The 25,718-nt window shown below is 67.4% G+C and carries 18 protein-coding genes; 6 read left to right on the top strand and 12 right to left on the bottom strand.

The window, feature by feature from the left end:
• Positions 1-4 precede the first annotated feature (4 nt).
• Entirely contained in the window at positions 5-2,902 is a 2,898-nt protein-coding gene (locus K2R93_14195) for an Ig-like domain-containing protein (GenBank protein ID MBY0490990.1), read from the top strand.
• 271 nt (positions 2,903-3,173) lie between these two features.
• Positions 3,174-6,863, top strand: a complete 3,690-nt coding sequence (locus tag K2R93_14190; protein ID MBY0490989.1) for an Ig-like domain-containing protein — start codon at positions 3,174-3,176, stop codon at positions 6,861-6,863.
• 63 nt (positions 6,864-6,926) lie between these two features.
• On the opposite strand, the gene dacB is transcribed toward K2R93_14190, so the two are convergent.
• From dacB to K2R93_14175, 3 genes are read right to left on the bottom strand one after another with little or no spacing between them, the layout of a single operon-like run.
• Entirely contained in the window at positions 6,927-8,519 is a 1,593-nt protein-coding gene (gene dacB / locus K2R93_14185; protein ID MBY0490988.1) for a D-alanyl-D-alanine carboxypeptidase/D-alanyl-D-alanine-endopeptidase, read from the bottom strand.
• A gap of 26 nt (positions 8,520-8,545) precedes the next feature.
• Positions 8,546-9,757 carry a DUF5009 domain-containing protein gene (locus tag K2R93_14180; GenBank protein ID MBY0490987.1) on the bottom strand — a complete coding sequence of 404 codons (1,212 nt, stop codon included), beginning with the start codon at positions 9,755-9,757 and terminating at the stop codon, positions 8,546-8,548.
• The gene (locus K2R93_14175; GenBank protein ID MBY0490986.1) at positions 9,754-10,338 is read right to left on the bottom strand and encodes a hypothetical protein; all 585 of its coding nucleotides are present in this window, start codon (positions 10,336-10,338) and stop codon (positions 9,754-9,756) included. Before K2R93_14175 ends, K2R93_14180 begins: the two co-directional genes overlap by 4 nt.
• A gap of 125 nt (positions 10,339-10,463) precedes the next feature.
• On the opposite strand from K2R93_14175, the gene K2R93_14170 reads away from it, so the two are divergent.
• On the top strand, positions 10,464-10,955 hold the full coding sequence (locus K2R93_14170) for a hypothetical protein (protein ID MBY0490985.1): 492 nt from the start codon (positions 10,464-10,466) through the stop codon (positions 10,953-10,955).
• 10 nt (positions 10,956-10,965) lie between these two features.
• Here K2R93_14170 and K2R93_14165 read toward each other — a convergent pair whose 3' ends face one another.
• The 6 genes from K2R93_14165 to coxB all read right to left on the bottom strand — a co-directional run bounded on the left by K2R93_14165 (position 10,966) and on the right by coxB (position 16,671).
• Positions 10,966-11,253 (bottom strand): hypothetical protein, encoded by a 288-nt coding sequence (locus K2R93_14165; GenBank protein ID MBY0490984.1) that lies wholly within the window; start codon positions 11,251-11,253, stop codon positions 10,966-10,968.
• A gap of 128 nt (positions 11,254-11,381) precedes the next feature.
• A complete protein-coding gene (locus K2R93_14160) occupies positions 11,382-12,293 on the bottom strand; it encodes a cytochrome c oxidase assembly protein (GenBank protein ID MBY0490983.1) in 912 nt (303 codons plus the stop codon).
• Between the two features lie 102 nt (positions 12,294-12,395).
• On the bottom strand, positions 12,396-12,737 hold the full coding sequence (locus K2R93_14155; GenBank protein MBY0490982.1) for a cytochrome C oxidase subunit IV family protein: 342 nt from the start codon (positions 12,735-12,737) through the stop codon (positions 12,396-12,398).
• A 7-nt stretch (positions 12,738-12,744) separates the two neighbouring features.
• Entirely contained in the window at positions 12,745-13,434 is a 690-nt protein-coding gene (locus K2R93_14150) for a cytochrome c oxidase subunit 3 (protein MBY0490981.1), read from the bottom strand.
• Between the two features lies 1 nt (position 13,435).
• Positions 13,436-15,319: a cytochrome c oxidase subunit I gene (ctaD, locus tag K2R93_14145; GenBank protein MBY0490980.1), complete on the bottom strand. Its 1,884-nt coding sequence runs from the start codon at positions 15,317-15,319 to the stop codon at positions 13,436-13,438.
• Positions 15,320-15,342: 23 nt separating this feature from the next.
• Positions 15,343-16,671 carry a cytochrome c oxidase subunit II gene (gene coxB, locus K2R93_14140; protein MBY0490979.1) on the bottom strand — a complete coding sequence of 443 codons (1,329 nt, stop codon included), beginning with the start codon at positions 16,669-16,671 and terminating at the stop codon, positions 15,343-15,345.
• Positions 16,672-16,969: 298 nt separating this feature from the next.
• Between coxB and K2R93_14135 the strand changes: the two genes are divergently transcribed.
• On the top strand, positions 16,970-18,106 hold the full coding sequence (locus K2R93_14135; protein MBY0490978.1) for a branched-chain amino acid ABC transporter substrate-binding protein: 1,137 nt from the start codon (positions 16,970-16,972) through the stop codon (positions 18,104-18,106).
• Positions 18,103-19,833, top strand: coding sequence for a methyl-accepting chemotaxis protein (locus K2R93_14130; GenBank protein ID MBY0490977.1), 1,731 nt, complete (start codon positions 18,103-18,105; stop codon positions 19,831-19,833). The genes K2R93_14135 and K2R93_14130 overlap by 4 nt, the downstream gene beginning before the upstream one ends.
• Here the strand turns inward: K2R93_14130 and K2R93_14125 are convergent.
• The gene (locus K2R93_14125; GenBank protein ID MBY0490976.1) at positions 19,830-20,981 is read right to left on the bottom strand and encodes a saccharopine dehydrogenase NADP-binding domain-containing protein; all 1,152 of its coding nucleotides are present in this window, start codon (positions 20,979-20,981) and stop codon (positions 19,830-19,832) included. The two genes, K2R93_14130 and K2R93_14125, sit on opposite strands and share 4 nt — an antisense overlap.
• A 12-nt stretch (positions 20,982-20,993) precedes the next feature.
• On the opposite strand from K2R93_14125, the gene K2R93_14120 reads away from it, so the two are divergent.
• Positions 20,994-21,473: a CoA-binding protein gene (locus tag K2R93_14120; protein MBY0490975.1), complete on the top strand. Its 480-nt coding sequence runs from the start codon at positions 20,994-20,996 to the stop codon at positions 21,471-21,473.
• Between the two features lie 30 nt (positions 21,474-21,503).
• Here the strand turns inward: K2R93_14120 and K2R93_14115 are convergent, their stop codons facing one another.
• Together K2R93_14115 and gyrA are read right to left on the bottom strand one after the other, a co-directional pair.
• Complete coding sequence (locus K2R93_14115; GenBank protein ID MBY0490974.1) at positions 21,504-22,979, bottom strand: diguanylate cyclase; 1,476 nt, start codon at positions 22,977-22,979, stop codon at positions 21,504-21,506.
• Between the two features lie 75 nt (positions 22,980-23,054).
• The gene (gyrA, locus tag K2R93_14110) at positions 23,055-25,565 is read right to left on the bottom strand and encodes a DNA gyrase subunit A (GenBank protein ID MBY0490973.1); all 2,511 of its coding nucleotides are present in this window, start codon (positions 25,563-25,565) and stop codon (positions 23,055-23,057) included.
• Between the last annotated feature and the right edge of the window lie 153 nt (positions 25,566-25,718).

Here is a 25,718-nt window from a genome sequence, read left to right as displayed (position 1 = left end):
GCCCATGCGCATTGCCTCGCTCCGTTCGCGTCTCACGCTTGCCGGTGTGTTGCTCTTGTCGGGGTGCGGCGGTGGTGGCGATTCGACGGCGCCACCACCGAATCCGCCGCAGGTGCGCGGCGTGTCGGTCACGCCGGCGGCGGCCACGCTGCGAGTGGGTGATAGCCAATCGTTGAGTGCGCTCGTCGATGCGATCAACGGGGCCTCAACCGGTGTGACCTGGACGAGTGAGTCGCCCGCGGTGGCGAGCGTCTCCGCGAGTGGCACCGTGACGGCGGTCGCCGCCGGTACCGCGGTGATTCGCGCAACCTCCACGTTCAACGCCGCCTTCTCGGGCACCGCGCTCATCACGGTGCAGGCGCGTCGCACGATCAGCGTCTCGCCCGCTACCGTCTCGCTCGGTTCGGGGCAGACCGCCACGCTGGCGGCGAGCGTTTCCGGCGAGCCGGGCTTCCCCACCGCCGTTACCTGGCGCACGAGCACAGCGACGGTTGCGACGGTGAACGCCAGCAGCGGCGTGGTCACCGGCGTCGCGCTGGGGACGGCCACAATCACCGCGGTGAGCATCGGCGACACAACGCTGACCGCGACGGCAACCGTGAACATCGTTCCAGTCGTGCGTTCGGTGACCGTCACGCCCACCACCGCCTCGGTCTTCATCGGCAACACGCAGCAGATCACCGCTACCGTGAACGCCGATGCCGGCGCCGTGAATACGCTCACCTGGCGCACCAGCAATCCGGCCGTGGCCACCGTGAGCGGCACCGGCGTCGTCACGGCCGTCACGCTGGGCACCGCCACCATTACCGCGCTCTCCACCGCCGACACCACCAAGCGCGCGACCAGCGCGATTACGGTCCCGGCGCGCACCATTGCCGTCTCCATCACGCAGCGCAACGTGAGCGTGAATCCGGGCACGAGCCTGACGCTCAACGCCGTCGTGACCGCCGACCCGGGCGTCAACGCGAATGTGAACTGGACCTCGAGCAATGCGGCTGCGGCGACCATCAACGCGAGCGGCGTGCTGACGGGTGTCGCGAGCGGGTCCACGCTCATCACCGCGACCTCGCAGGCCGACAACACCAAGCGTGATACGCTCACGGTGAACGTGGTGCCGCGTCTGGCCGCCACGTGGACGCCAAGCCGCCTGGGTGGCGCGCTCTACGAAGATGTGGTGGCGATTGCCCCGATCGATGCCACGAACGCCTTTGCGGTGAATTCGGTGGGCGACCTCTATCGCTGGAACGGCACCGCGTGGGCGCCGAGTGCCACCGGCGCCAGCCTGGGCACGACGTTCTACGCGGTGCATGGCACGACTGCCACGAACGTGATCGCCGTTGGCTCGAATGGGGTGGTCGTCCGCTGGAACGGCACGACCTGGAACGCCATGGCGTCGGGCACGACGCGCGCGCTCTACGGCGTGTGGGTCGAAGACGCCACCACGGCGTATGCGGTGGGCGATAACGGCACCGTGCTGCGCCTCTCGGGGAACACGTGGAGCACGGAAGCGGCGGGCTCCACGGCCTCGCTCAACAGCGTGTGGTCGGGGAGTGGCGTGGTGTACGCGGTGGGCGCCAATGGCGAGATGCTCCGCAAGAGCGGCACCTGGAGCAAGGTCGCGTTGCCGACGCTCGAAACGCTGTACGCCGTGCACGGTCTCAGTGCTACGGACGTCGTGGCGGCCGGCGCGGCGGGCACGCTGCTCAAGTTCGACGGCACCACCTGGAGCACGCTGTCGGCCGGCGGGTTCTCCGGCGCGTTCTATGGGATCGACGGCAGCGCCGCGAATGGCGGACGTCGCTATCTCGTGGGCGACGGCGGTGTGGCGCAGCTCGATGGCGCGACGACGTCGATGGTGAGCACACCGTATGCGCCGCGCATGTACAGCGTGGAGATGGACGCCAGCGGCAACGTCTGGACGGGTGGGCAGCGCGGCATCGTCATGCGCGGCGCGGGAACGTGGAGCACGAACAACATGGCGCCCGACCTGCTCGATGTCTGGACGTCCACGCCAACGAGCGCCTATGCGGTGGGTGAGTTCGGGACCGTCTACCGGTGGAACGGCACCGCGTGGACGCGTCAGAATGTCCCGACCACGGTCACGCTCGAAGCGGTGTGGTCGCCCAATGCGAACGAAGCGTTTGCCGGCGGCGACAACGGCACGATCCTGCGCTTCAACGGCACGGCGTGGACGCTGATGACCGTGCCCACCACCGCGAGCATCTACAACCTCTGGGGCACCAGCAACAGCGATGTCTGGGCGGTCACCTCGGCTGGTGAAGTGCTGCGCTACAACGGCGTGACGTGGCAGCTCGCGGCGAATGCGCCGCAGCCGCTGTGGACGATCTTTGGCGTCTCCCCCACGCAGGTCATCGTGGCCGGTGAGAACGGGCTGGTGCAGCGCTTCAACGGCACCAGCTGGACCACGCTCACGGCCCCCGCCACCGGCACGCAGGCTGGCGTGTGGATGACGTCGGCGAGCGACATCTACGCCGTGGGCGCGAATGGCGCGGGCACCGTCGGCACCGCGTTCAACTACAACGGCACCGCGTGGAGTTCGCTGCAGGTCGGCTCGACGCGCATTCTCACCAGCATCTGGGGGCCGAGCCTCTTCGACCTCTACGCCACCGGCGATCAGGGCACGCTGCTGCGCTACAACGGCAACACGTGGACGGCGGTGAACACGGGCACGACCGATCTGCTCTGGAGCATTTCGTCGGCGCCGTCGGCGGTGGGCGGCGCCTTCGCCGTGGGCTACAACAGCACGGTGCTCGCCGGATCGGGGGGGAGCGCGCTGCGCGCCGGCCCGGCCGTCGTGGGTGGCTCGCTCGAGCCGCGCGCAGGCACCCGGGCCGTGCGCGGCGCCCTTCCCACCGGCGCCGCGCGCAAGGATCGGCGGTAGCGCGACGCCATCGCGGCCGGTGGCGGGGCTCCCCCCCGCCACCGGCACCAATCGAGCTGAACCGTGCGGTCCGTCACGGCGCCGACGCCCGTAACGGAACAATTGTGCCGGCCGTGTGACAATCCGGCCGAAAATCGCTACAACCCGTGCCACTGGTGTGCGTCAGTCGTCTTCGGGCTGGATGGAAGACGTTGGGCGCAGCGGGTCCGCCGGCACCGTGGTCGGATGATGTGGTCGCGAGCGCTCAGACCTTACCGGTACGCGCCGCACCATGCTCGACTCGTCTGCCTTTGCCCCTCTTCGCGCCCGCGTGATCCTCGCGGGCGCTGTGTTGCTGACCGGTCTCGCCGGTTGCGCCCCCGCCGATACGACCGGCCCGGGCGACAAGTCCGCCCCCGGCACGGCGACGCAGATCATCGCCTCGGTCACGTCGGTCGATCTCTTTTCGATCGGGGCGTCGGCGCAGGTCACGCTGCAGGTGAAGGACGCCAAGGGCGCGTACCTCTCGGGCCCCACGGTCACCTGGTCGAGCAACGACATCACCGTGGCCGACGTGTCCGGCTCCGGCGGTATCGCCGTCATCACCGCGCGCGCGCCGGGTCGCACGAGCATCCGCGCGGCGAGCGGCCCGATCTATCTCGACATTCCCGTCACGGTGAGCGCGGCGCGCGCCATCACCCTGACGCCGAGCAGTGTGCAGGTGCGCCTGGGCGATACGTATGCCTTCGTGCCGACGATCGACGCCGACGGCACCGCCAAGCCCGAAGTGCGCTGGACCACCGACAGTCCGGCGATCGCGTCGGTGTCGGCGAGTGGCACGGTCACGGGCATTACGGTGGGGACGACGGCGGTGCGCGTCACGGTGGTGGGCGATGCGCGACTGACCGCGTCGGCCACGGTGAACGTCGCCGCTCCGCGCTCGGTCAAGCTGTCGCCAACGACGCTCAGCGTGCCGGCTTTCGAAACGGCACTGCTGCAGGCCACGGTGGATGTGAACGCCGGTGAAAGCCCGGCGCTGACGTGGACCACGGACAATCCGAGCGTCGCCACGGTGGCGAGCAACGGTCAGGTGACGGGTGTGAGCGTGGGCACGACCAAGGTGCGCGCGGTGTCGGTTGCCGATCCGCGGGCCCGCGACTCGGCCACGATTCAGGTCACCGCGGTCCGCGCGGTGGTCGTGACGCCGGCCACCGCCTCCATGGCGACCGGTGAAACCAAGACGTTCATCGCCACGGTGAACAATCCGCCCAACGGCAACAGCGCGGTGATCTGGCGCTCGTCGAATCCGTCGGTGGCGATCGTCGCGTCGAACGGCATGGTGACGGGCGTCTCGCAGGGCTCGGCGACGATCACGGCGCTGGCCGCCGGCGACACCACGCGACAGGGCTCGGCGGTGGTGAGCATCGTGCCGGTGGTGCGCGACATCGATGTGCAGCCCACGGCGCTGAGCGTGTTCCCCGGTGAATCGCGCGCGCTCACGGCCACCGTGACCGCCGATCCCGGCATGTCCAATCAGGTGACGTGGACGTCGAGCAATCCGGCGATCGCGACCGTCAGCGCGTCGGGCAGCGTGACGGGTGTGGCGGCCGGGACGGCGCTGATCACGGCGCGGGCGGTTGGTGACTCGACGCGCACGGCGACCTCGCTGATCACGGTGCGGACCTCGCCGTCGGTGACGCTCTCCCCCACCGCGTTCACGCTGGGGCTCAACGAAACGAAGACCTTTGCCGCCACCGTGTCGGTGCCGGTGGGCGTATCGAACGCCGTGACCTGGACGTCGGCCGATCCGACGATCGCCACGGTGAACGGCAGTGGTGTGGTGACCGGCGTGGGCTTCGGCAACACGTCGATCACGGCCACCTCGGTGGCCGACCCGAACGCCAAGGCGAGCGCCGCGATTACCGTGGCGCCGCAGGTGACGGCCGTGAGTGTGTCGCCGGCGACCGCCACCGTGGCGCCGGGCGCCACGGTGCAGCTCACGCCGTCCGTCACGGCGCAGGGCGGCTTGTCCACCGCGGTGACCTTCCGCAGCAGCAACCCGAGCGTAGCCAGTGTGAACTTTGCCGGCGTCGTGTCGGCGATCGCGAACGGCGCGGCGACCATTACGGTGACCTCGGTCGCCGACACCACCAAGAAGGCCAGCGCGGCCATCACGGTGTCGTCGGGGCCGCTCCGCATGGCGTCGAGCTGGTCCACCACGCGCCTCGGCGGCGCGCTCTATGAAGACGTCGTCTCCCTCGACGCGGTGGACAACAGCACGGCGTTCGCCGTGAACTCGATCGGTGATGTCTTCCGCTACAACGGCACGAGCTGGCAGCTCGCGGCGGCCGGCAGCGCGTATGGCACGCAGTTCCTGTCGGTCAGCGCCGCCAGTGGCAGCGCCGCGGTCGCGGTCGGAACCAATGGCAAGATGATCCGCTTCGACGGCACGAGCTGGAGCGCGGTGAACACGGGGACCACCGCGACGTTGAACAGCGTGTGGCTCGAGACTGCGTCCAGCGGCTTTGCGGTGGGCGCGAACGGGACGGCGCTCCGCCTGTCCGGTGGCAGCTGGGCGCTCACGACGACCGGCTCCACGCAGACGCTGAATGCGGTGTGGTCCGTGAGTGGAATCGCCTACGCGGTAGGCAGTGCCGGCGAGATGCTTCGCTACAGCGGGGCGTGGTCACGCTACACCCCTGTCACCTCGGAAACGCTGTATGGCGTGAGCGGGACCTCAACGTCAGACGTCACGGCCGTCGGCACGTTCGGCACGATCCTCCGTTTCACCGGGAGCTCCTGGACCAAGGCGACCGTCTCCGAGACGTCGGACTTCTACGGCATCGTGACGAACCCGAACTCGGGCACGAGCTACATCGCCAGCGACGTGGGGCTGCTGCAGTACAGCGGCACGACGCTGTCGACGGTGAGCACGCCCTATGCGCCGCGCCTCTTTGCTGCGACACTCGATGCCAGCGGCGTGCTCTGGACGAGCGGGCAGCGCGGCAGCGTGATGCGGCAGGCTGGCGCGTGGGAAACGGTGAACCTCGCGCCCGATCTCATCGACGTCTGGACGTCGTCGGCCGCGAGCGCCTGGGCGGTGGGCGAGTTCGGTACGACGTATCGGTGGACCGGCAGCGCGTGGGCGCGCGTCGCCACGCCCACGACCGCCACGCTCAATGCGGTCTGGTCCCCGTCGGCCAGCGAAGCCTTCGCGGGCGGCGACAACGGCACCATGCTGCGCTGGAACGGCAGCAGCTGGAGCAGCATGAGCTTCCCGAGCTCGGCCAGCGTGTACGGCCTCTGGGGCTCGAGCAGCACGAACGTGTTTGCGGTGACCTCGGCCGGTGAAGTGGTCCGCTGGAACGGCTCGATCTGGCAGACGGTCGCCTCGGCCGGCAACTCGCTGTGGGCGATCCACGGCAGCTCGGCCAACGACATCATGGCGACCGGCGAAAATGGCGCCGCCCTCCGCTTCTCCGCGGGCACCTGGATTCCGTCGAACGTTTCCACCACGGGCACGCTGGCGGGCGTGTACGCCGGCGGTGGCTTCTACCTCTCGGTGGGCGCCAACAACACCGGCAGCGCGGGGCTCGCCTTCTCGTCGGCCAGCGGCACGAGCTGGACCAGCGTGAACACCGGCAGCACGCGCATCCTCACGTCGATCTGGGGGCCGTCGAGCAGCGATCTCTACGCCACCGGTGAGCAGGGTACGATCCTGCGCTACACCGGCAGCAGCTGGACGAGCATGACGACCGGCACCACGGACCTGTTCTGGAGCGTCTCCGGCGCGAGCGATGCCAGCGCGGGCTTCGCGGTGGGCTACAACAGCACGCTCGCCACCGCGACGTCAGGCACGTCCGTGATGGCGATGCGCGCCGGTCTCAGCGCCGGCGTGGCCAGCCTCAATCCGCGCAGCGGTGCGAAGCTGGTACGCGGCGCGCTCCCAAGCGGCGGTGCCCGCGAGCACCGGAAGCGCTAAAAGACCGTCGTACGTCTTCCCGCCGTATGTCTTCCCGCAGTTCGTCTTTCCGCCGTACGCCGTTCAATCCCGACTAAACGCCGCCAACGTCGGCCCCATCGCATCGATCGTCTCCCGCGCCGCCCAGCGATCGCGGCCGTTGTACAGGAAGGCGAAGGCCAGAATCTCGCCGTTCTCGGCGGTGACGTAACCGGCAAGACCAATGACGTCATTGGTCGTGCCGGTTTTCGCATGCAGGTTCCCCTGCGCCGGCGTGGCGCGCATGCGATTGCGCAGCAGCTCCGATTCCCCCGCCACCGGCAGGGAGGCATGGAAGGCGCTGCCCCAGCTGGCGTGGTGCGCGTGGTCGAGGAGCTGGACCATGGCGCGCGGCGTGACGCGATCGAGCACCGACAGGCCACTGCCATCACTGGCGACCACGGCATCCCCGCGCGCGCCAACCTGACGCGTGAGGAACTCCTGCAACGTGGCGTTGCCCGTCTCCGCCGAGCCGATCCCCTTGCGCTCAACACCGCGCGGGGCGTTGCGGAAGAGCATCTCGGCGAGGTGGTTGATGCTTTCGCGGTTCATCACCGAGATGAGCTTGGCAAGCGGAGGCGACGGCAGGCTGGTCACCAGCGTGGCCCCATCGGGGGTGCGGCCCACCTTGAGCTGCCCCTCAATACGGACCCCCTGCGCCTCGAGCGCCGAGCGGAACGCGCCACCGGTGAACGTCACCGGATCGCCCACCACCAGCTGATAGCGCACCGTCCCGGCGCGCGCGCCGATCGTGCCGGACACCACCACCCGATCATCGCCCACGCGCCGCGCACTGATGCGCGAGCCGCCGCCGGCCACCACGCGCACGGTGTTCGTGATCGAGAGCCCGGTGGTGGCCGGTTCGAGGAACACCTTGGCCGACCCGCCGGCGCTGCTGACCCCCACGATGACGATGTTCTCGTCCAGCGAGAGCGCCGAGAACGGGGCCGCGTAGCCGGCGCCGGCGTAGCGAGTGAGCCAGCCTTCGGGGATGCGACGGGATTCGAACGCACTCGCATCGGCAATGAGATCGCCCATGACGCGCTTGATCCCGGCGCCGGCCGTGAACTGCGCGAGCATCGTCATCGGCGCGTCGGGCCCGCCGCGGATGAAGCGCGGCGAGAGCGACGGATCGCCATCCCCCCGCAGAATGAGATTGCCGCGCAGCGTGCCGGTGACGGGATCGAAGCTCCCCTCACGCAGCACGTCAGTGCTGAAGGCATGCTCCGGTCCCAGGCGATCGAGCGCGATGGCCGACGTGAACAGCTTCATCGTACTGGCCGGCACGATCTGCTGGTCGGGCTGGTGCGCAAAGAGCGTATCGCCGCGCGAGATGCTGATGACCATCGCGCCCCATTCGCCGGTGCGCGTCCGGCTGGTCAGCAGCGTCGCGAGATCGGCGCTCAGCGCCGCGGCGCCACGCGGCGTGGTGTAGCGCAGGACCGGGACCACCGGCGTGCGTGTCCGTCGGGTGGTCCCGCGCGAGGCGCGCGTGGCGGGGCGCTTCTTGGTGACGGCGGGTCGCTTGGGCTGACGCTTCTTGCTTTGCTGCTGGGCGGCGGGCGCGGCCCGGACCGCCGTCGGCACCACGAGCGTGGTCCCGACGGCCAGCAGCGTACCGGTCACCACGCGAATCACGCGTCGAACAGAGAGCAACAGAGGCATCACACCTTGAGAACGTACCCGCGCTTCCAGGCGGCCCAGAGAATCAGGAACCAGAGCAGCACGAAGCAGACCGCATAGGCCAGCGAGGCTTCCCGCGGCGGAAGCCATGACGCATAGACCGTCTTGAACACGAATGTCTGCGCAGAGATCCGGGTGCCCGGCAGGCCCGGCTGGGCGCCCGGCGCCGTTTCCCAGGTCCAGATCGACGCGATGCACCGCGCCATCAGCCCGGAGCCCAGGAACGCCAGCATCGGGTTCGTGCCGTACACGACGAACGGAAAGGTCCACCGCCGCCACTGCATGACATCGATGATCCACATGCACGTCGCGAGCGACACCGCGCCCATACCGGCCGTGAAGAGCACGTAGGAGCTCGTCCAGATGCTCTTGTTGATCGGAAACACCCAGTTCCACATCAGTCCGAGCATCATCGCGATCGCACCGGCCGCAAACAACCCCGCGAGCCGATCCGTGAGCGGCTGCGTCTGTCGCGCGATCCATTTCCCCGAGAACGTGCCGAGCATCATCGTCCCCACCGCCGGGATCGTGCTCAGCAGTCCTTCCGGGTCCCAGGTCTTCGAACCGCTCCACAGGTGATTGACCCCGAAGACGGCGCGATCGAGCCAGGCGCTCAGCAACTGCTCGGGCTTGTCGAGCACGAAGCGCCCGGGGATGCCGGTGTCCGGCACCGGCACGAGGGTCTGCAGCGCCCAGTAGCCGAAGAGCAACGCGGCCACGATGACGACCTGCTGGCGGAGCGTAGTCCGCCAGGTGAGCAGCCCACCGAGCAGATACGCCACACCGATGCGCTGCAGGACGCCCATCACGCGCCAATGCTCGAGGCGATCCATCACGCGCTCACCCAGGCCAGCGCCCGGCAGATTGGGCGGCCACGTAAAGAACGGGAAGCCCGACAGCAGGAAGCCGAACAGGAAGATCAGCGCGCCGCGCTTGAGGATCTGACGCAGGATCGCCGATTCATCGTCGCCGCGCGCCCGTCGCGCGCGCAGCGACAGCTCGGTGGTGATCCCGACAATGAACAGAAAGAACGGGAAGATCAGATCCGTGGGCGTCCACCCGTTCCACTCGGCGTGCTCGAGCGGCGGATAGATCGCGGACCACGTTCCCGGGTTGTTGACGAGCAGCATCCCCGCGACGGTCATGCCGCGGAAGACATCCAGCGAGATGAGCCGCTCGGCGCGCGCGCTCACGGCTGCTTGGCGGGCGTTGGCGCGGGGACCGGCGCGGGCGCCGGGGTGGGCTTCTGGGGCGCCGTGAGCCGCCAGCCGGTCGAGTCACACTTCACCTCGATCGCACGATCGGGCGAGCTCTTGCCGTCATGATCGCCGCCCACGTAGTGCCCGCGGAGGTTCACCGTCACCGTGTTGCCGTTGTCGGTCTCGGTCTTGCCGCGGTAGATCACCAGCATGGTGGTGTACGGCCCGACATCGGCCAGCTTGGTCTTCACCTGCGCCTGCGCCTTGGGGTCGCCGTTCCAGAAGTAGGTCGGGCCCTTGGCCTGCAGCACCTTGAAGCCGTCCTCGGGGACGGCCGAGTCGGTGCCGTAGGCGGAGAGATAGCGCTGGGGCAGCGGGGAGGCCGTCTTGATGTACTCGAGCACGGCCAGGGAGACCGGGGTGGTATCGGGGCTGGTGCAGGCGGGGCCCTTGGCGGCCTGCTTGTTGCCGGCAGGTGAGGCCTGATCCTTCGGCGTCCCGCCACAGGCCGCCAGACCGGCAATCCAGACCGCCAGTACAAGTGAACCGTTACGGACGTGGGGGGTCGAATTCATGGCGGGTTCACCTGGCAGGTGGTACATCAACGGGGTGGGCTGCCTCACGGTCACTCAGAGTGACAGCGTCAGCGAGGTTTGTCGAGGGGCAACCTCGCGCACCCGAACGAGGAGGGATTGGACTGATGGCCTCGAACAACGCAGTCGTACGGGAAGGGATTTCTGCCGGCCTGATCGGCGCCACCGCCATCGCGGCGTGGTTCGGCATCCTCGACGCGGTCGAAGGACACATCTTCGACACCCCGGTGATGCTCGGCGGTTCGCTCGGCACGCTCTTCCTGCAGGGAGACCTGCCCAGCCGCGCCGGCGCCTTCCTGCTCTACACCGTGTTTCACTTCACCCTCTTCTGCGGCATCGGCCTGCTCTTCTCGTGGGTGGTGAACCACGCGGAGCGCGTACCGTCGGCCTTCATCGGCTTCGCCGGCCTCTTTGTGGCCTTCGAAGTGGGCTGGGTCGGGTGGACGTCGGTCCTCGCCGAAGGGTTCGGCACCCTGACCTGGGCACAGGTTTTCGTGGCCAACCTGATCGCGTCGGCCGCCATGGGCCTCTACATGTGGCGGCAGCACCCGGCGCTGCCGAGTCGCGTCAGCGCAGTGCTGGCCGGCGCGCAGGAGTAGGAGCGCGCGCTCAGTCCCAGTCGTAGTCGAGCATTTCTGCGAGAGCGGCCAGGCCGTCGCGCCATTGCGCGGCGGCCTGGTGCGCATCGGCGACCCCGCTGAACTCGATCGCCACCGCGCAGCGCGCATTTCCCTGGCGTTCGATCGCGAGGCTGACCTGCCCACCGCTGGGTAGATCGAACCGGACGAACCGTGGCGCGAGCGCGCTCACGACGCGGAAGCCCGGCTCTGGCGCCCAGTTCCGTCGCGAGGGATCGTTGACCGCCGCGTACACGGCCTTCGCCGGCACTTCGAACACGCGGTGCACCCGATCGGCGCCACCCGCGGGCGCCCGCGAGGACGATCGGGCTGGCGATCCCGATGACGGGCGAGGTGACTCGCCACGCGGGCGACGTGGCGGCTCGCTCCGAGGACGGCGCGGCGGCATCAGTGCGCCGTCTCGGCGTTGGTCGGCGCCACCCACCCGACCTGCGCGCTCGCTTCGCTGTCTTCCCCGCGCTTGGACCACTTGAAGAACACCACCGTCATCACCGCGTAGAAGAAGACACCGCCGGGGATCCACATGATCAACCCGCCGTACTGCTGGTCCTGCATCGGCGTGATGCCGAGGAGGCGCGGCGCCGTCGCGTACGCCGGATAGAGCAGCGTATCGGTCATGGCGATGTAGATCGAGATGATCGACATCGGAATGACCATCAGGAAGCAGTAGAGCATCTGCGCCGGGTACGCCGCGCGTGGCAGCTCGGGGAGCGGCGACATCAGCGGCCACCACATCAGCACGCTCACGGCGATGAACATCAGGTGCTGCACGATGTGCACCGGATGGTTCGCCAGCGCGAGGTTGTAGTTGGGCGGCAGATGCCAGAACGCGAGCACGAGATTGAACCACACGAAGCACGCCACAATGCCGGTGTGCTTCTTGGCCAGACGCCCGAGGAGCGCGACGCGCAGCAGCGGCCGCAGCATCCACCCCGGCGTGCCGGCAATCATCAGCGGCGGCACCACCAGCGTGAGGATCAGGTGCTGCACCATGTGCGCGCTGAACAGGTAGAAGTCGCTCAGGTCGTGGAGCGGCCCGTTCAGCGTGAAAAAGAGCAGCGCGAGCGCCGTGAAGAACGCCAGCTGCTGCAGCGGCGTCGGCCCCGCCGGCGCCGCCGCCAGGTCGAGTTGCGCCGCGGTCGCGGTCTCCGCGGTCACGCCCGCCGGAAAGCGATCCGCCGCCGAGGGCCCCTGCTTCGCACGCCACAGGTACACGCCGGCAAAGGCCGCGATGCCAATCGCGGTGCTCGGGTGCACGGAGAAGTCAGAAAGCGCGAGGCGGGCGACGGGGTGGAGCATGCTGAAAGCTAGCGAAAGACCCGTGAACCCCAAACCCAAGAACCCCAAACTCCAAACTGATCAGTTTGGAGTTTGGGGTTCTTGGGTTTGGGGTTCACGGGTTTACGAGATGACGCCCAACCGCAGCACCAACTTCGAGAACAGGAACATCAACCCGATCAGCGTCAGCGCGGCCACAATCAACGGGCCGGTGAAGAGCGCCCGGAACAGCTTGTTGTCGTACTTGAGGTGCATGTAGTACATGACGACGATGTAGAACTTCACCGCCGACATGATCAGCAGACTCGGGACGAACGCCGCGCTGGCGACGAACGACGGGATGTAGTAGGCCGCGACTTCGACGATCGTGATGACCGTGAGGATCACCGCGATCTTCCAGTACGTCGAGAAGTCCGGGTGATGCTCTTCGTGGGCGTGGGCGTGTGCGTGTGCGTGGTCAGCCATCATCGCCTCACTGAATCAGGTAAACGAGCGTGAAGATCGCGATCCACACGACGTCGACGAAGTGCCAGTACAGCGCGGCGATGTCGACGAGCAACGCGTCCGACGGCTTGAGACCGCGCTTGTAGTCGATCGCCAGCAGCGTGAGCAGCCAGAGCACACCGGCGGTCACGTGCGCGCCATGGAAGCCGGTCAGCGTGAAGAAGCTCGAGCCGAACAGGTTCGTGCGGATCGTGAGCCCTTCGTGGATGAACGACGTGAACTCGTAGGCCTGGAAGCCGAGGAACGTCGTGCCGAGGATCGCCGTGGCCCAGAGCCAGAGCTTCGACGACTCACGGATGCGATCCCAAGCCGTGTGCTTCGGCTTGTCGGCGTTCTGCACCGCGGCGAGCGCCATCACCATGGCGAACGACGACATGAGCAGCACGAACGTCGAGGCGGACGTGACCGGGATGTTCAGGATGGGCTTGAACACCTGGCCGGTGGCCGGATTGGTCCACGCCTCGTGCGGATACGGCCCCTCGGGGCTGCGACCCTTGTAGATGAGGTACGTGGAGATCAGCGACGCGAAGAGCATGCACTCGGACCCGATGAAGGTCCAAATGGCGATCTTGCGGTTGTCGAGCCCGAGCGACGTGTGATGGCCGCCGGCGTGTGCGTGGCCGTCGCCGTGGGCGGCGGGAGCAGTGGTGGCGGTCATCTTAGTGGTGATCCTCGAGGGGCGTGAGCAGCCAGTTGTAGAGCGAGCCGATCCAGATGACCGCGCCGACCAGCATCACGGCGGTCGCCGTCTTCCAGCTCGAATCCATGAACAACAGGCCGCCAAACATCACGATGATGCCGAAGGCCACGATGAGCGGCTGGATCGACGGGTTCGGCATCACGATGCCGAGCTCCTCGGCCGTCGGGATGCGCTTGCCCGCTTCTTCCGCGGCCGTCGTTTCGTGCACCAGCTCCGCGCCATCCTTCATGTTCCAGAGCGGATAGCGGCTCTTCACCTGCGGCAGCTCGGCGAAGTTGTAGTCAGGCGGCGGCGAGGGGATCGTCCACTCGAGCGTGGCCGCACCCCACGGGTTGCTCGACGCCGGCGGCCCCCCCTTCCAGCTCTTCATGACGTTGATCAGGCCGAAGAGCGTGCCGACCATCAGGATCCCCGTGCCGACCGTGGAGATCATGTTGAACAGCTCGAGGCCCTGCCCCGCATCGTACTGGTAGTAGCGACGCGGCATGCCGAGGAGCCCGCTGAAGTGCATCGGGAAGAACGTGAGGTTCATACCGATCAGCGAGATCCAGAAGTGCCAGTTGCCGAGCTTCTCGTCGAGGAAGCGGCCCGTGACCTTCGGGAAGTAGTAGTACATGCCGGCGAACAGGCCGAACACCGAGCCACCGAAGAGCACGTAGTGGAAGTGCGCCACGATGAAGTACGTGTCCGTCTGCTGCAGGTCGGCCGGCGGCGAGGAGTGCATCACGCCCGAGATGCCGCCGATCGTGAACATGCCCACCAGGCCGACCGCGAACTTCATGGCCGTCGTGAAGCGGATCTGACCGCCCCACATCGTCGCCAGCCAGTTGAAGATCTTCACGCCCGTCGGAATGGCGATGAGCATCGTGGCCAGCGAGAACACCGAGTCGGCGATCGGGCCCATGCCGACCGAGAACATGTGGTGCGCCCACACGCCGAAGCCGAGGAAGCCGATCAGGATGCCCGAGTACACCATCACCGGGTAGCCGAAGAGCGGCTTGCGCGAGAACGTCGGCAGCACTTCGGAGACGAGTCCGAAGGCCGGCAGGATCAGGATGTACACCTCGGGATGGCCGAACACCCAGAACAGGTGCTGCCAGAGCAGCGGGTCGGCGCCCTTGGCGATCGTATAGAAGTTCGTGCCGAAGAAGCGGTCGAACTGGAGGAACACGAGCGCGATCGTGATGACCGGGAAGGCCAGCACCACGAGGAACTGCACCACGAACGACATCCACGTGAAGATCGGCATGCGCATGAGCGACATGCCGGGGGCCCGCATGTTGATGATCGTGGTGATGAAGTTGAAGCCGGCCGCGAGCGACGAGATACCCAGGATCTGGAGGCCGAGCACCCAGAAATCCATGTTGTGCTGCGGCGAGAAGGCCTTCGTGCTCAGCGGGGCGTAGCCGAACCACCCACCGTCCGGCGCCATCGAGAAGAAGATCGGCACCGTGATGAAGATGCCGCCGAGCAGGTACACCCAGTACGAGAACGCGTTGAGTCGCGGGAAGGCGACGTCACGGGCGCCGATCTGGAGTGGGATGAGGAAATTGAAGAACGCCGCCGAGAGGGGCATGACGGCGAGGAAGATCATCGTCGTGCCGTGCATCGTGAACAGCTGGTTGTACATCTCGGCCGACACGATCTTGCCGTTCGGCGTGGCCAGCTGGGCACGGATGACGGCGGCCTCGAGGCCACCGAAGACGAAGAAGAACAGCCCGGAAATCAGGTAGAGCGCCCCGATGCGCTTGTGGTCCACCGTGGTGAGCCACGACCAGATCCCCGTGTTCGACGGGGCGGTCTTGGTCTGGGTGTACGGGGGCGCGGCAGCGATGGTTGCCATCGTGTCGTGTCAGTCGGTGACGGTTACTTGAGGGCCTGCAGGTAGGCGACGATATCGGCGATGTCGGCGTCGGTGAGACCGCCCACATTCACGACGTTCTTGCGCACGGGGTCCGTCAGGCCCTTGCCCATCGTGGGCATCAGGCTGCCGGGCTTCATGTGCGGCGCGCTCTTGATCCAGTACGCGAGATGCTTCGCGTCATTCGGATAGAGGCCGCCGGCGATCGTGTAGCGCGTGCCGATGTGCGTCAGGTTCGGCCCCACGATGCCCGCGCTCATCGGATTGCCCTTGATGGCATGACAGCCGATGCAGGTGCTTTTGCTGTAGATGTCCTTGCCGCGCGTCGCGTCGCCCTTGGCCAGCAGCCCTTCATCGAAGCGGATCGCGGTCGTGATGGGCGCCGTCGGAATGACGTGCTTGAACTCCTTCTCGAGCTTCTCGCGCGGGAAGACCCACACGGGCACCTCAGCCGGCGCCGGCTTGGTCGAATCGGCGGCGGGAGCCGCCGGCGCGTTCTGCTGCAGCGAGGCGAGCAGTACCGGCGCGGCGCCAGCGCCGCTCGGCACCGGGGCCACCGCGGCGGTCGACGTCGCCGGCGCGGCCACCGCCGCCGGGAAGATCGCGGCCTGCTTCTGATGCGCCGCCCACTGCTCGAACTCCGCCGGCGTCACCGTGAACACGCGGAAGCGCATGTTCGCGTGCGACGGACCGCAGAACTCGGCGCAGAAACCGTTCCACGCCGAGGTCGGCAGGTCGGCGTTCGGCGTGAACCAGAGATAGTTCGTCCGGTTCGAGATCAGGTCGCGCTTACCGCCCATCTGGGGAATCCAGAAGGAGTGCAGCACGTCCACCGTCTTGAGCTGGAAGCTGGCCGTCTTGCCCGTCGGCAGATACAGCTCGTTGGCCGTCGTGATGCCGTACTGCGGATAGCGGAACTCCCACCACCACTGATGGCCGATGACTTCGACCTGCAGCGCGTCCGGCGCGGCTTTCGCCTGCGTCTTGAAAATCGTGCGGACGGTGGGAATCGCGATGAAGATCAGGATGACCGCCGGAATGGCCGTCCACGTGATCTCAAGGACCGTATTGCCATGCACCTGCTTGGGCGTGGCCCCGCCGGGGCGACGGCGGAAACGGAAGATCGTATAAACCAACGCGACTTCGACGCCCACGAACACGATCGTGCCCCAGAACAAAAGCTTGTCCCAAAGCGCGTCCGTCGCGGTGTTGAAATCGGTGTTGTGCGAGAACGTCGAATTCGGATACTCGCCGCCACAAGCCGCGAGTCCGAGGACGAGTGCGCCCAGCAGCGCGGCGCTTGCCCATCGCCGCGGGCGGAACGTGCCAACCATGCCGGTTCCTGAGTGAGTGGGTACCGCCCACGGCAGTGCCGGTATCGGGAACCGGAACACGCATGAACGGGGGGAGTGGGGAGTAGCAAAGCGAAGCTAAACCGGCGTTTCAGGACCTCGCAAGCAAAGCCCGACGACTTCCAAGGGTTTGCCTGACTTTTGTGGTCGCAGTAACCCCTCAACGCATTTTTCACCGGTTTCTCAGTCCGAATCCGGTCCAATTTTTCGGGATCGGACCAGACCGAACTCGCACGGTGACATGACGTTTCGGGAAGCATCGGCAAGTCGTCTGTGAAACGTGATCCACCATCCGCACCGGACTCGGCTAGAGCGCGCCCGCCGCGGCGGCGCCCTCCTGGCGCTGACCCTCGCCGCCGCCTGCCAGAACGCCACGCGCACCACCGGCGTCCCGGTCGGGATCGGCATCGGCGCCGTCCCCGGGACCCCCGGCTACACCAGCATCACCCAGGGCGTCGAGCTGGCCATCGAGCAGCTCAAGGCCGAAGGGGCGACGTTCCGCCTGCGCGCCCCGGCCCCCGACGCCAAGTCGGCCGTGCAGGTCGCCCAGCAGCTGAGCGCCGACCCCGCCGTCCTCGCCGTGATCGGCCACCCGGAGAGTGGCAACACCCTGGAGACCGTGCCGGTCTACGCCGACGCCGAGCATCAGGGCGCCGACGGCGTCGTGATTCTGTCCCCCACCGCCACCTCGCCGCGCCTCACTGGCGTCAGCCCGTGGTTCTTCCGCATTGCCCCGAGTGATGCCGACGTGGCGCGATTCGCCGCCAGCTGGGTCCTCGACTCGCTGAGCGCACGCCGCGCCGCGGTGATCTACCGCAATGACTCCTACGGCCGCGACTGGACCGAGACCTTTGCCCGGGCCTTTGCCCCCGGCGGGCAGATCATCCTGCGCGAACCGTATCTCACCGGCGCGGTCGAGTGGGACGCCTACGCCGCCCTGCTCGCCAAGGTGCGCCCCGATGTCGTGCTCTTTCCGGGCGACGCGGACGACGCGCTGGCGCTGATCCAAGCGCTGCGCGAACTCAACGTGACGATCCCCTTCGTGGGCGGCGATGGCACCGAAGCGATCAAGCAGGCCGCGGATGCCGAAGGCGCCCACTACGTGACCTTCTTCAGCGCCGCCCAGGCAACGGGCGCTGAAGCCGAGCGCTTCCTCGCCCGGTACCGCGAGCGCTACCACACCGATCCTGACTACTTCGCGGCCCAGGCCTACGACGCCGCGCTGGTCATCGGCCGCACGGCCACGCGGGGGGCCCGCACGCGCACCGCGCTGCGGTTGGCCCTCGAAAAAGTGGGCGGGGATGCGCCGTCCATCGATGGCGCCGGCGGCCCGATCGGCTTCCGCCGCAATCACGATGTGCAGGCGCGGCGCCTCTTTGTCGCCCGCGTTGCGCCGCTCGCCGAGGGAACACCGTGATGCGGCGCCTGCTCGCCCTGCTCCGCCTCGACACCATCACCGCGCGGCTCGCGGTGGGCTTTGGCATGTCCACCACGTTGCTCCTCGTGGCGGGGCTTCTGGGCTGGTACGGCCTGACGCGCACCAATCGTGACACCGACGCCACCGTCCGCGGACTCGCCGAACGCTCGGAGTTCATCGAGCGCACCACGACCACCGTGCTGCGCGAGCTGGTGGCCGGGCTGCGGTCGGTCTCCACGCGGCGCAGCGAAGACGAAGCGCGCTACCAGGCACTCGTGCGTGAAGCCGAGGCACTGCGGCGCGACGCGCTCAAGCGCGCCGATCTGTCGTTCGAGGAACGCCGCCGACTGGAAGCGGTGGGGCGGCTGCAGGCGGAGCTCGAAGTTCGCCTCGCCGTCACCCGTGCCTGGCAGAGTGTGGGACGCGAGCCGGAAGCGGAGCGGGTGCTCGCGGCCACCGTCAGCGACATGCAGACGGTGGAGAACGAACTGCGCGTACTGCGCCGCGAAGCCCGCGACCGGGCGTCGGCGTCGATGGACCGCATGGCGGAACAGCTGCATGACACCGAGGCGGTGCTGGCCGTGGTGGTGGCGCTCGCCTTTGGCGTGGCGGCCTTCTTTGGCCTCACCACCGCCCGGGCCGTCACCGAACCCCTGGCCCGCCTGCGCGATGGTATGAAGGCGATCGGCGCCGGCGACCTGCGCGACCCCGCCCCGTCGCTGACGCCCGACAGCGCGGTGGCGCGCGAGTACGCCGAGCTCATCGAGGCCATGCAGCAGGCGCGTGAGCGCCTGCGTGGGCTCCTCTCCCGCGTGAAGGTCGAGGCCGATCACGTCACCGTCGCCGCCAGCGAATTGCGCGCCTCGTCGTCATCGGCTGCCGCCTCCACGCAGCATGTCACCGCCGCCGTGATGGAGATCTCACACGGCGCCAGCGTGCAGCTCACGGCGCTCAACTACGCGAGTGATACGGTCAAGATCCTCGCCGAAGCGGGCGCCACGATCGGCGAAGCGGCCGATGAAACCGATCGCGTGGGGCGCGAAATCCGGAGCACGACCAATCACGCGCGCGATCAGGTCCAGATCGCCGTGGATACGCTGCTTGGCGCCCGTGAAGCGGCGACGCACACGCGCGATGAGATGGGCGCCCTGCGGGATGCCACGGGCGTGATCGACGATTTCGTGAACGTCATTTCCGAGATCGCGACTCAGACCAACCTGCTCGCGCTCAACGCGTCCATCGAGGCCGCCCGCGCCGGTGCCTCGGGGCGCGGCTTTGCGGTGGTCGCGCAGGAAGTGCGCGCGCTCGCCGAACAAAGCGCGCATGCCGCCGGTGAAGTCACCGAGAACGTGAAGCGGCTGCGCGCGCGCATTGCGAGCGCGTCCACGGCCGTGGATTCGGGGGCCGGTCGCCTGCGCGACGTCGAGACGGTGGCCGAAGCGGTGGGCACGGCGCTGTCGCGCATCGAACACGCCGTGGCCCAGGTCGAAGGCGCCGCGTCCCGCGTGAATGGGGCGGTCGATGCGAACCGACAGTCGCTCGCCGTGGTGCAACGCTCGCTCACCTCGGCCCGTGATACCGCCGAAGGTCATGCCGCCGCGGCCGAAGAGGTCGCCGCCAGTACCGAAGAGACCTCAGCGGCCGCGGAAGAAGTGAGCGCGACCGCCGAGATGCTCCAAACGGCGAGTGTCCGGGTCCGTCAGCTGGTGAGCGAGTTCCGGGTCTAGCGTTCGCGCACGGTGATGCCGCGCGCCGCCAGCTTGTCGAAGTACGCCTGGGCCGGCACGCACTCATCGGGCGTGTGCACGCCCGGCGCGATCTGGCCGCCGGCCTGCAACTGGCCCGTGATCGACAGCGTGAAGCCCGTGGTCCGCATCATGGCCGAGAGGCCATGCGCGGTGTCGTAGCGATCCACGACCTCCCACGTCCGCGTCCCGGCGACGCCATCCTTTACCCCCTGCACCACCACGCGCAGCGCCACCAGATCGGGCTTGCCCTTGCGCAGATGATCACCGGCGACCTTCACGAACACGTCGCGCGGTGACACCGCCTGCCCCTTCACCGACACCTCGGTGCGGTCGAGCAATCCGAGATCGCGAATGCTGCGCATGATCGCGGCGTGCCCCGGATAGCGCAGCGTCTTGTACTCCATGAAGGGAATTTCACCGGCGTAGCGGTAGACCATCGTGGAGAGTCCGCCCGCCGTGTGGAACGCTTCGAGATCGCCAATGGGCGCGTCGAAGGGCACCGTTTCCACTTCGGACAAGGCGTCGACCGTGCGGGGCTGGCCGTCGCGTACCACCAGCGACGGCGTGGTGTAATAGTCCACCATGCCCTCGATCGAGTACGCGATCTGATACCCGAGGGGCGGTTCCGGGACCTGCGGCAGCCCACCAACAAACAGTTGGACGCGGGTGACGGTATCGAAGCAGGTGATGCCGTGCTGGGCGATGATATTGACCATGCCCGGCGCGAGGCCGGTGTCGGGGACGATGCTGATCCCCTTGGCCACGGCGGCGTCATGCAACCGCTTCTGCTGTTGGACAATCTCGGTGTTGCCGCCGAGGTCGGTGAAATGCACACCGGCCTCAACCGCGAGCTGCGCGAGACGGCCGTTGAAGTAGTACGGAATGGCGCTGAGCACGGCATCACAGCGGGCAAACGCGGCACGCACGGCGGCGTCATCACGCACATCGAGCGTGATCGGCACCAGTCGTGCACCGTGCGGTCCGTGGCTGTGGTCGCCGTGCAGAAAGGCGGGCAGGACCGAAACGTTCATGTCGGCGAGCAGCACCTGCGTGACCGACGATTCACGAAGCAAATCGAACGCGCACGCCGTGCCTTGCAGCCCGGCGCCGAGTACGAGCAGACGCATCGGGGACTCCAGATGGGTGGGGAAGTGGTAACCGGGAAGCTAACGACTGACCCCGCCGCATGGCGGTCACGGCTGCTGGAGAGCAGCGCGTCCCTGACGCGCGTGCTGGAACGGGTGCAGCGCGTCGCGGTGATCGGCATCAAGCCCGCGCAGGTGGGCGGCCCCGCGTTTTACGTGCCGGAAGTGATGCAGGCCGTGGGCTACGAGATCGTCCCGGTCCCGGTCTACTATCCGGAGGTCGAGGTGATCTTGGGCGCGCCGGTGCATCGATCCCTGCGCACCATCGAGGGCCCGATCGACATGGTGCAGATCTTCCGGCGCCCGGCGGATGTGCCCCGGCACCTGGACGAGATCCTGGCGGCGGCCCCGCAGGTGGTCTGGATGCAGCTCGGGATCCGCCACGATGCGGTCGCCGAGACGCTCGCCAAGGCCGGCATTGACGTGGTGCAGGACCGCTGCGTGAAGGTCGAGCTGGCCCGGATGGGGCGGTAAGCGGCTCGGGGCCGCGCGCCCCGCGCCCCACTACATGCGGACGCGGTTCCGCCCTTCGGCCTTGGCGCGATAGAGCGCGGCGTCGGCGCGCTGGAAGAGATCCTCGACGTTCTCGATGCGGGCGGCCGGGAAGACCGCCACCCCCACCGAGGCGGTGAGCCGGAGCGGCTCCGCCAGCGCCTCGCGCGCGAACGGATGCGTCTCGACCGCCACGCGAATGCGCTCGGCGAAGCTTTCGGCGCCGGCATCATCGGTTTCGGGGAGCAGCACCAGAAACTCCTCGCCGCCGTAGCGCGCTACGATGTCGCTGCCGCGGATGGTCTGCGCGAGCAGCTGCGCCACGTCACGGAGCACGTCGTCACCCACGAGGTGCCCAAAGGTGTCGTTGATGCGCTTGAAGTGATCGAGGTCGATCATCAGCAGCGCCAGCGTGCTGTCGTAGCGGAGCGCCCGCTCCATCTCGGCCGTGATGCGCTCGGTGAGCGCACGGCGGTTGAGCAGCTGCGTGAGCGGGTCGGTCTGGGCGAGCTGTTCGAGGCGCGCGTTGTCGGCCATGGTGCTTTCGACGAGCTGCGCGCGCTGAATGACCGCCACGGCGGCCGTCAGCACCGCTTCGGCGAACTCGAGATCCTCCGGACCGAAGCGTTCCTGCTCCTTCGTACGCCGCACCAGGAAGACCCCGTACTGGCCGCGGTCGATGGAGAACGGCAGTGCGATCACCGAGCGGATCTGCATCTCGATCCCTTCGGCGTCCCACAGGCCGCGCACGTTGTCATAGATCGCGTGTGTATCGACGTCTTCGATCAGCATCGGCTGGCCACTTTCGAGCGCCGCCTTGAGTTCCGGATAGCGCTCCAGCTGCACCGTGAGGTGCTGCAGCGTCGGATCTTCAAAGGCCGCCACGACGGTCGCGGTCTGATCACCGGGCTGCGCAAGGACCACGGAGCAGTGCGAGACGTTGAGCGCACGCGCCGCGCGCCGCACCAGCAGATGAAAGAGCTCGGTGACCGACAGGTCGCCCGTGACCTCGTGCAGGATGTCCACCAGCTTCCGGCGGCTGTCGGCATCCTGTTGGGCGCGCAGCAGCGCCTCTTCGGTGCGCACGAGCGCCAGACGCGTGGAGCGCAGCAGCGCCCCCATGCGCAGCTGCGCCTGCACGCGGGCGAGCAGCTCCTTGGGGCGATACGGCTTGCGAATGAAGTCGGCCGCCCCGAGCCCCAGGGAGCGCACGGAGGCTTCCTCGGGCGGCTGCGCCGAGAGCATGAGCACCGGCAAATCGCGCCAGCGCTCTTCGCCCTTGATGCGCTCCAGCAGCTGGCAGCCGTCCGCATCAGGCATGAGGATGTCGAGCAGCAGGAGATCCGGCGCCTTCTTCTCCAACTGCTCCAGGCACGCATTTCCGCCGCGGGCAGGCACGACATCGTATCCGTTCTCCTGGAGCAACCAGGTCACGGATTCGAGTACTGCTTCGTCGTCGTCGGCTACCAGGATGCGCGACGTCGCCATTCCGACTCCTCAAGAAGTGGCGCGCGTCGATGGTGACGCGCGCCCCGTACAGTCACTGTGACAGACGACGGCGAATTACTCGCCGTCACCCGCCTCGGGAGCGTCAGCGGCGCCGTCGCCCTCGCCTTCATCCTTGTCCTCAGGGATGACGCGCGCGACGGCCGAGACCACATCCTGATCATCGAGCGCCACGAGCTTGACGCCCTGCGCAATCCGTCCGGTCACGCGAATCTCGCTCACCTTGGTGCGGATCGCGATACCGCCCTTCGTCATGAGCATGAGCTCATCCTCGGGGACGACCTCCATGAGCGCGACCACATGGCCGGTCTTGGCTGTGAGATCGAGCGTCTTGATCCCCTTGCCACCACGCTTCTGCACGCGGTACTCGCTCACCTCACTGCACTTGCCGAGCCCCTTCTCCGTCACGACCAGCAGCGTGGCTTCGCGCTTGATGACCACCATGCCGACCACGGCATCGTTGATCTTGAGCTCGATGCCCTTCACGCCGGTGGTGTCGCGTCCCATCTCGCGCACATCGCTCTCATGGAAGCGGACCGAGAGGCCGTCCCGCGTGGCGAGCACCACGTCGTTGTTGCCGCTCGTCATCTGCACGTCCATCAGCTCATCGTCTTCCTCGATCTTGATGGCCTTGATGCCCGTGCTGCGCGGGTTCGAGTACTGGCTCAGCGCCGTCTTCTTCACCGTGCCGTTCTTGGTGCAGAAGAGCAGGAATTCGGTATCGCTGAACTCCTTGGTCACCACGATGGCGCGAATGCGCGTGTCGGGGGTGACGTTGATCAGGTTCACGATCGGCTTGCCGCGCGTGTTGCGCCCGGCCTCCGGCAGTTCATGCACCTTGAGCCAGAAGCAGCGGCCGTCGTTGGTGAAGATGAGCATGTACGTGTGCGTACTCGCCACGTAGAAGCGTTCCATGAAGTCATTTTCCTTCAGGTCCGCACTCGCCTTCCCACGTCCGCCCCGCGCCTGCTTGTTGTACAGCGACAGGCGCGTGCGCTTGATGTAGCCGCCGTGCGAGATGGTCACGACCATCTCCTCTTCGGCGATCAGGTCTTCGATCGAGAACTCGCCTTCGTCGCTCACGATCTCCGTGCGGCGCGCATCGCCGTACGTCTCGGCGACCTTGAGCAGCTCGCCCTTGAGGATCTCCATGCGACGCGGCTTCGACTCCAGGATGCTGCGCAGATTGAGGATCTCGGCGCGCACTTCCTTGAGCTCTTCTTCCAGCTTGTCACGCTCGAGGCCGGTGAGCTTGGCCAGGCGCATGTTGAGGATCGCTTCCGCCTGCCGCTCGGAGAGCCCGAAGCGCGACTGGAGCTGCAGGCTGGCGGTGGGCGTGTCCTCGGCGGCGCGGATGAGCTTGATCACCTCGTCGATGTTGTCGACGGCGATCTTCAACCCTTCCAGGATGTGCTCGCGCTCCAGCGCCTTGTCCAACTGGAACTGGGTGCGGCGCACGATCACTTCGTGGCGGTGCTCGATGTAGTGCTCGAGGCACTGCTTGAGCGTGAGCACCTTCGGCACGAGCTGGCGCGTGTTCGGATCGGGCACGAGCGCCAGCATGATCACACCGAACGTGCTCTGCATGGCGGTGTGCTTGTACAGCTGGTTGAGCACCACGCGCGGAATCGCATCGCGCTTGAGCTCCACCACCACGCGGATCCCGTCGCGGTCGGACTCATCACGCAGCGCGCTGATGCCGGTGAGCTTCTGCTCACGCACCAGCTCGGCGATGTCCTGCACCAGCTTGGCCTTGTTGACCTGGTACGGGACCTCGGTGATGACGATCTGCGACTTGCCGCTCGATTCCTTCTCCTCGATCACGGCGCGCGCGCGCATCACGATGCGGCCACGGCCGGTATCCTGATAATCGGCGATGCCGGCGCGGCCGTAGATGTAGCCGCCGGTCGGGAAGTCCGGGCCCTTCACGAACTTGCGCAGCGCCGGCCCGTCGAGCTCCGGGTTGTCGATGAGCGCGACCACGGCGCTCACGACTTCCTTGAGGTTGTGCGGCGGGATGTTCGTGGCCATGCCAACGGCAATGCCCGACGACCCGTTCACCAGCAGGTTCGGGAAGCCGCTCGGCAGCACGCGCGGCTCTTCGAGCCGGTCGTCGAAGTTGGGCGCGAAGTCGACCGTGTTCTGGTCGATGTCGTTGAGCAGCTCCACCGCCATGCGCGTCAGGCGCGCTTCGGTGTAGCGGTAGGCGGCCGCGCCGTCGCCGTCCATCGAGCCGAAGTTGCCCTGACCATCGACGAGCGGGTAGCGCAGCGAGAAGTCCTGCACCATGCGGACAAGCGCGTCGTACACGCTGCTGTCGCCGTGTGGGTGATACTTGCCGAGCACGTCACCGACGACCGTCGCCGACTTCTTGTACGGGCGGCCGGGGAGCAGCCCCAACTCATTCATGGCGTACAGCACGCGGCGATGCACGGGCTTGAGACCGTCACGCACGTCCGGGAGGGCGCGCGAGACGATGACGCTCATGGAGTAGTTGATGAACGATTCCTTGATCTCCTCGTCGATCAGACGGGGCAGGATGCGTTCGCGGGCGTTGGGAGCGGTCATGTACGGCTCTGGCAGGGGGTCCGACGTAATGCACTACAGCCGGGGAAATTTAACCGGGAGCTTGCCCGGATTCACATAGGCCGGCACCGCCGTTCACCCATTACCCACGACCAAAAACCCGAAACCCGGAACTGATCGGTTCCGGGTTTCGGG

Source organism: Gemmatimonadaceae bacterium (assembly GCA_019752115.1).
Lineage (GTDB): Bacteria > Gemmatimonadota > Gemmatimonadetes > Gemmatimonadales > Gemmatimonadaceae > Gemmatimonas.
Note: the sequence above shows the minus strand (reverse complement) of the source record. Positions and strands in the feature narration are given on the sequence as shown.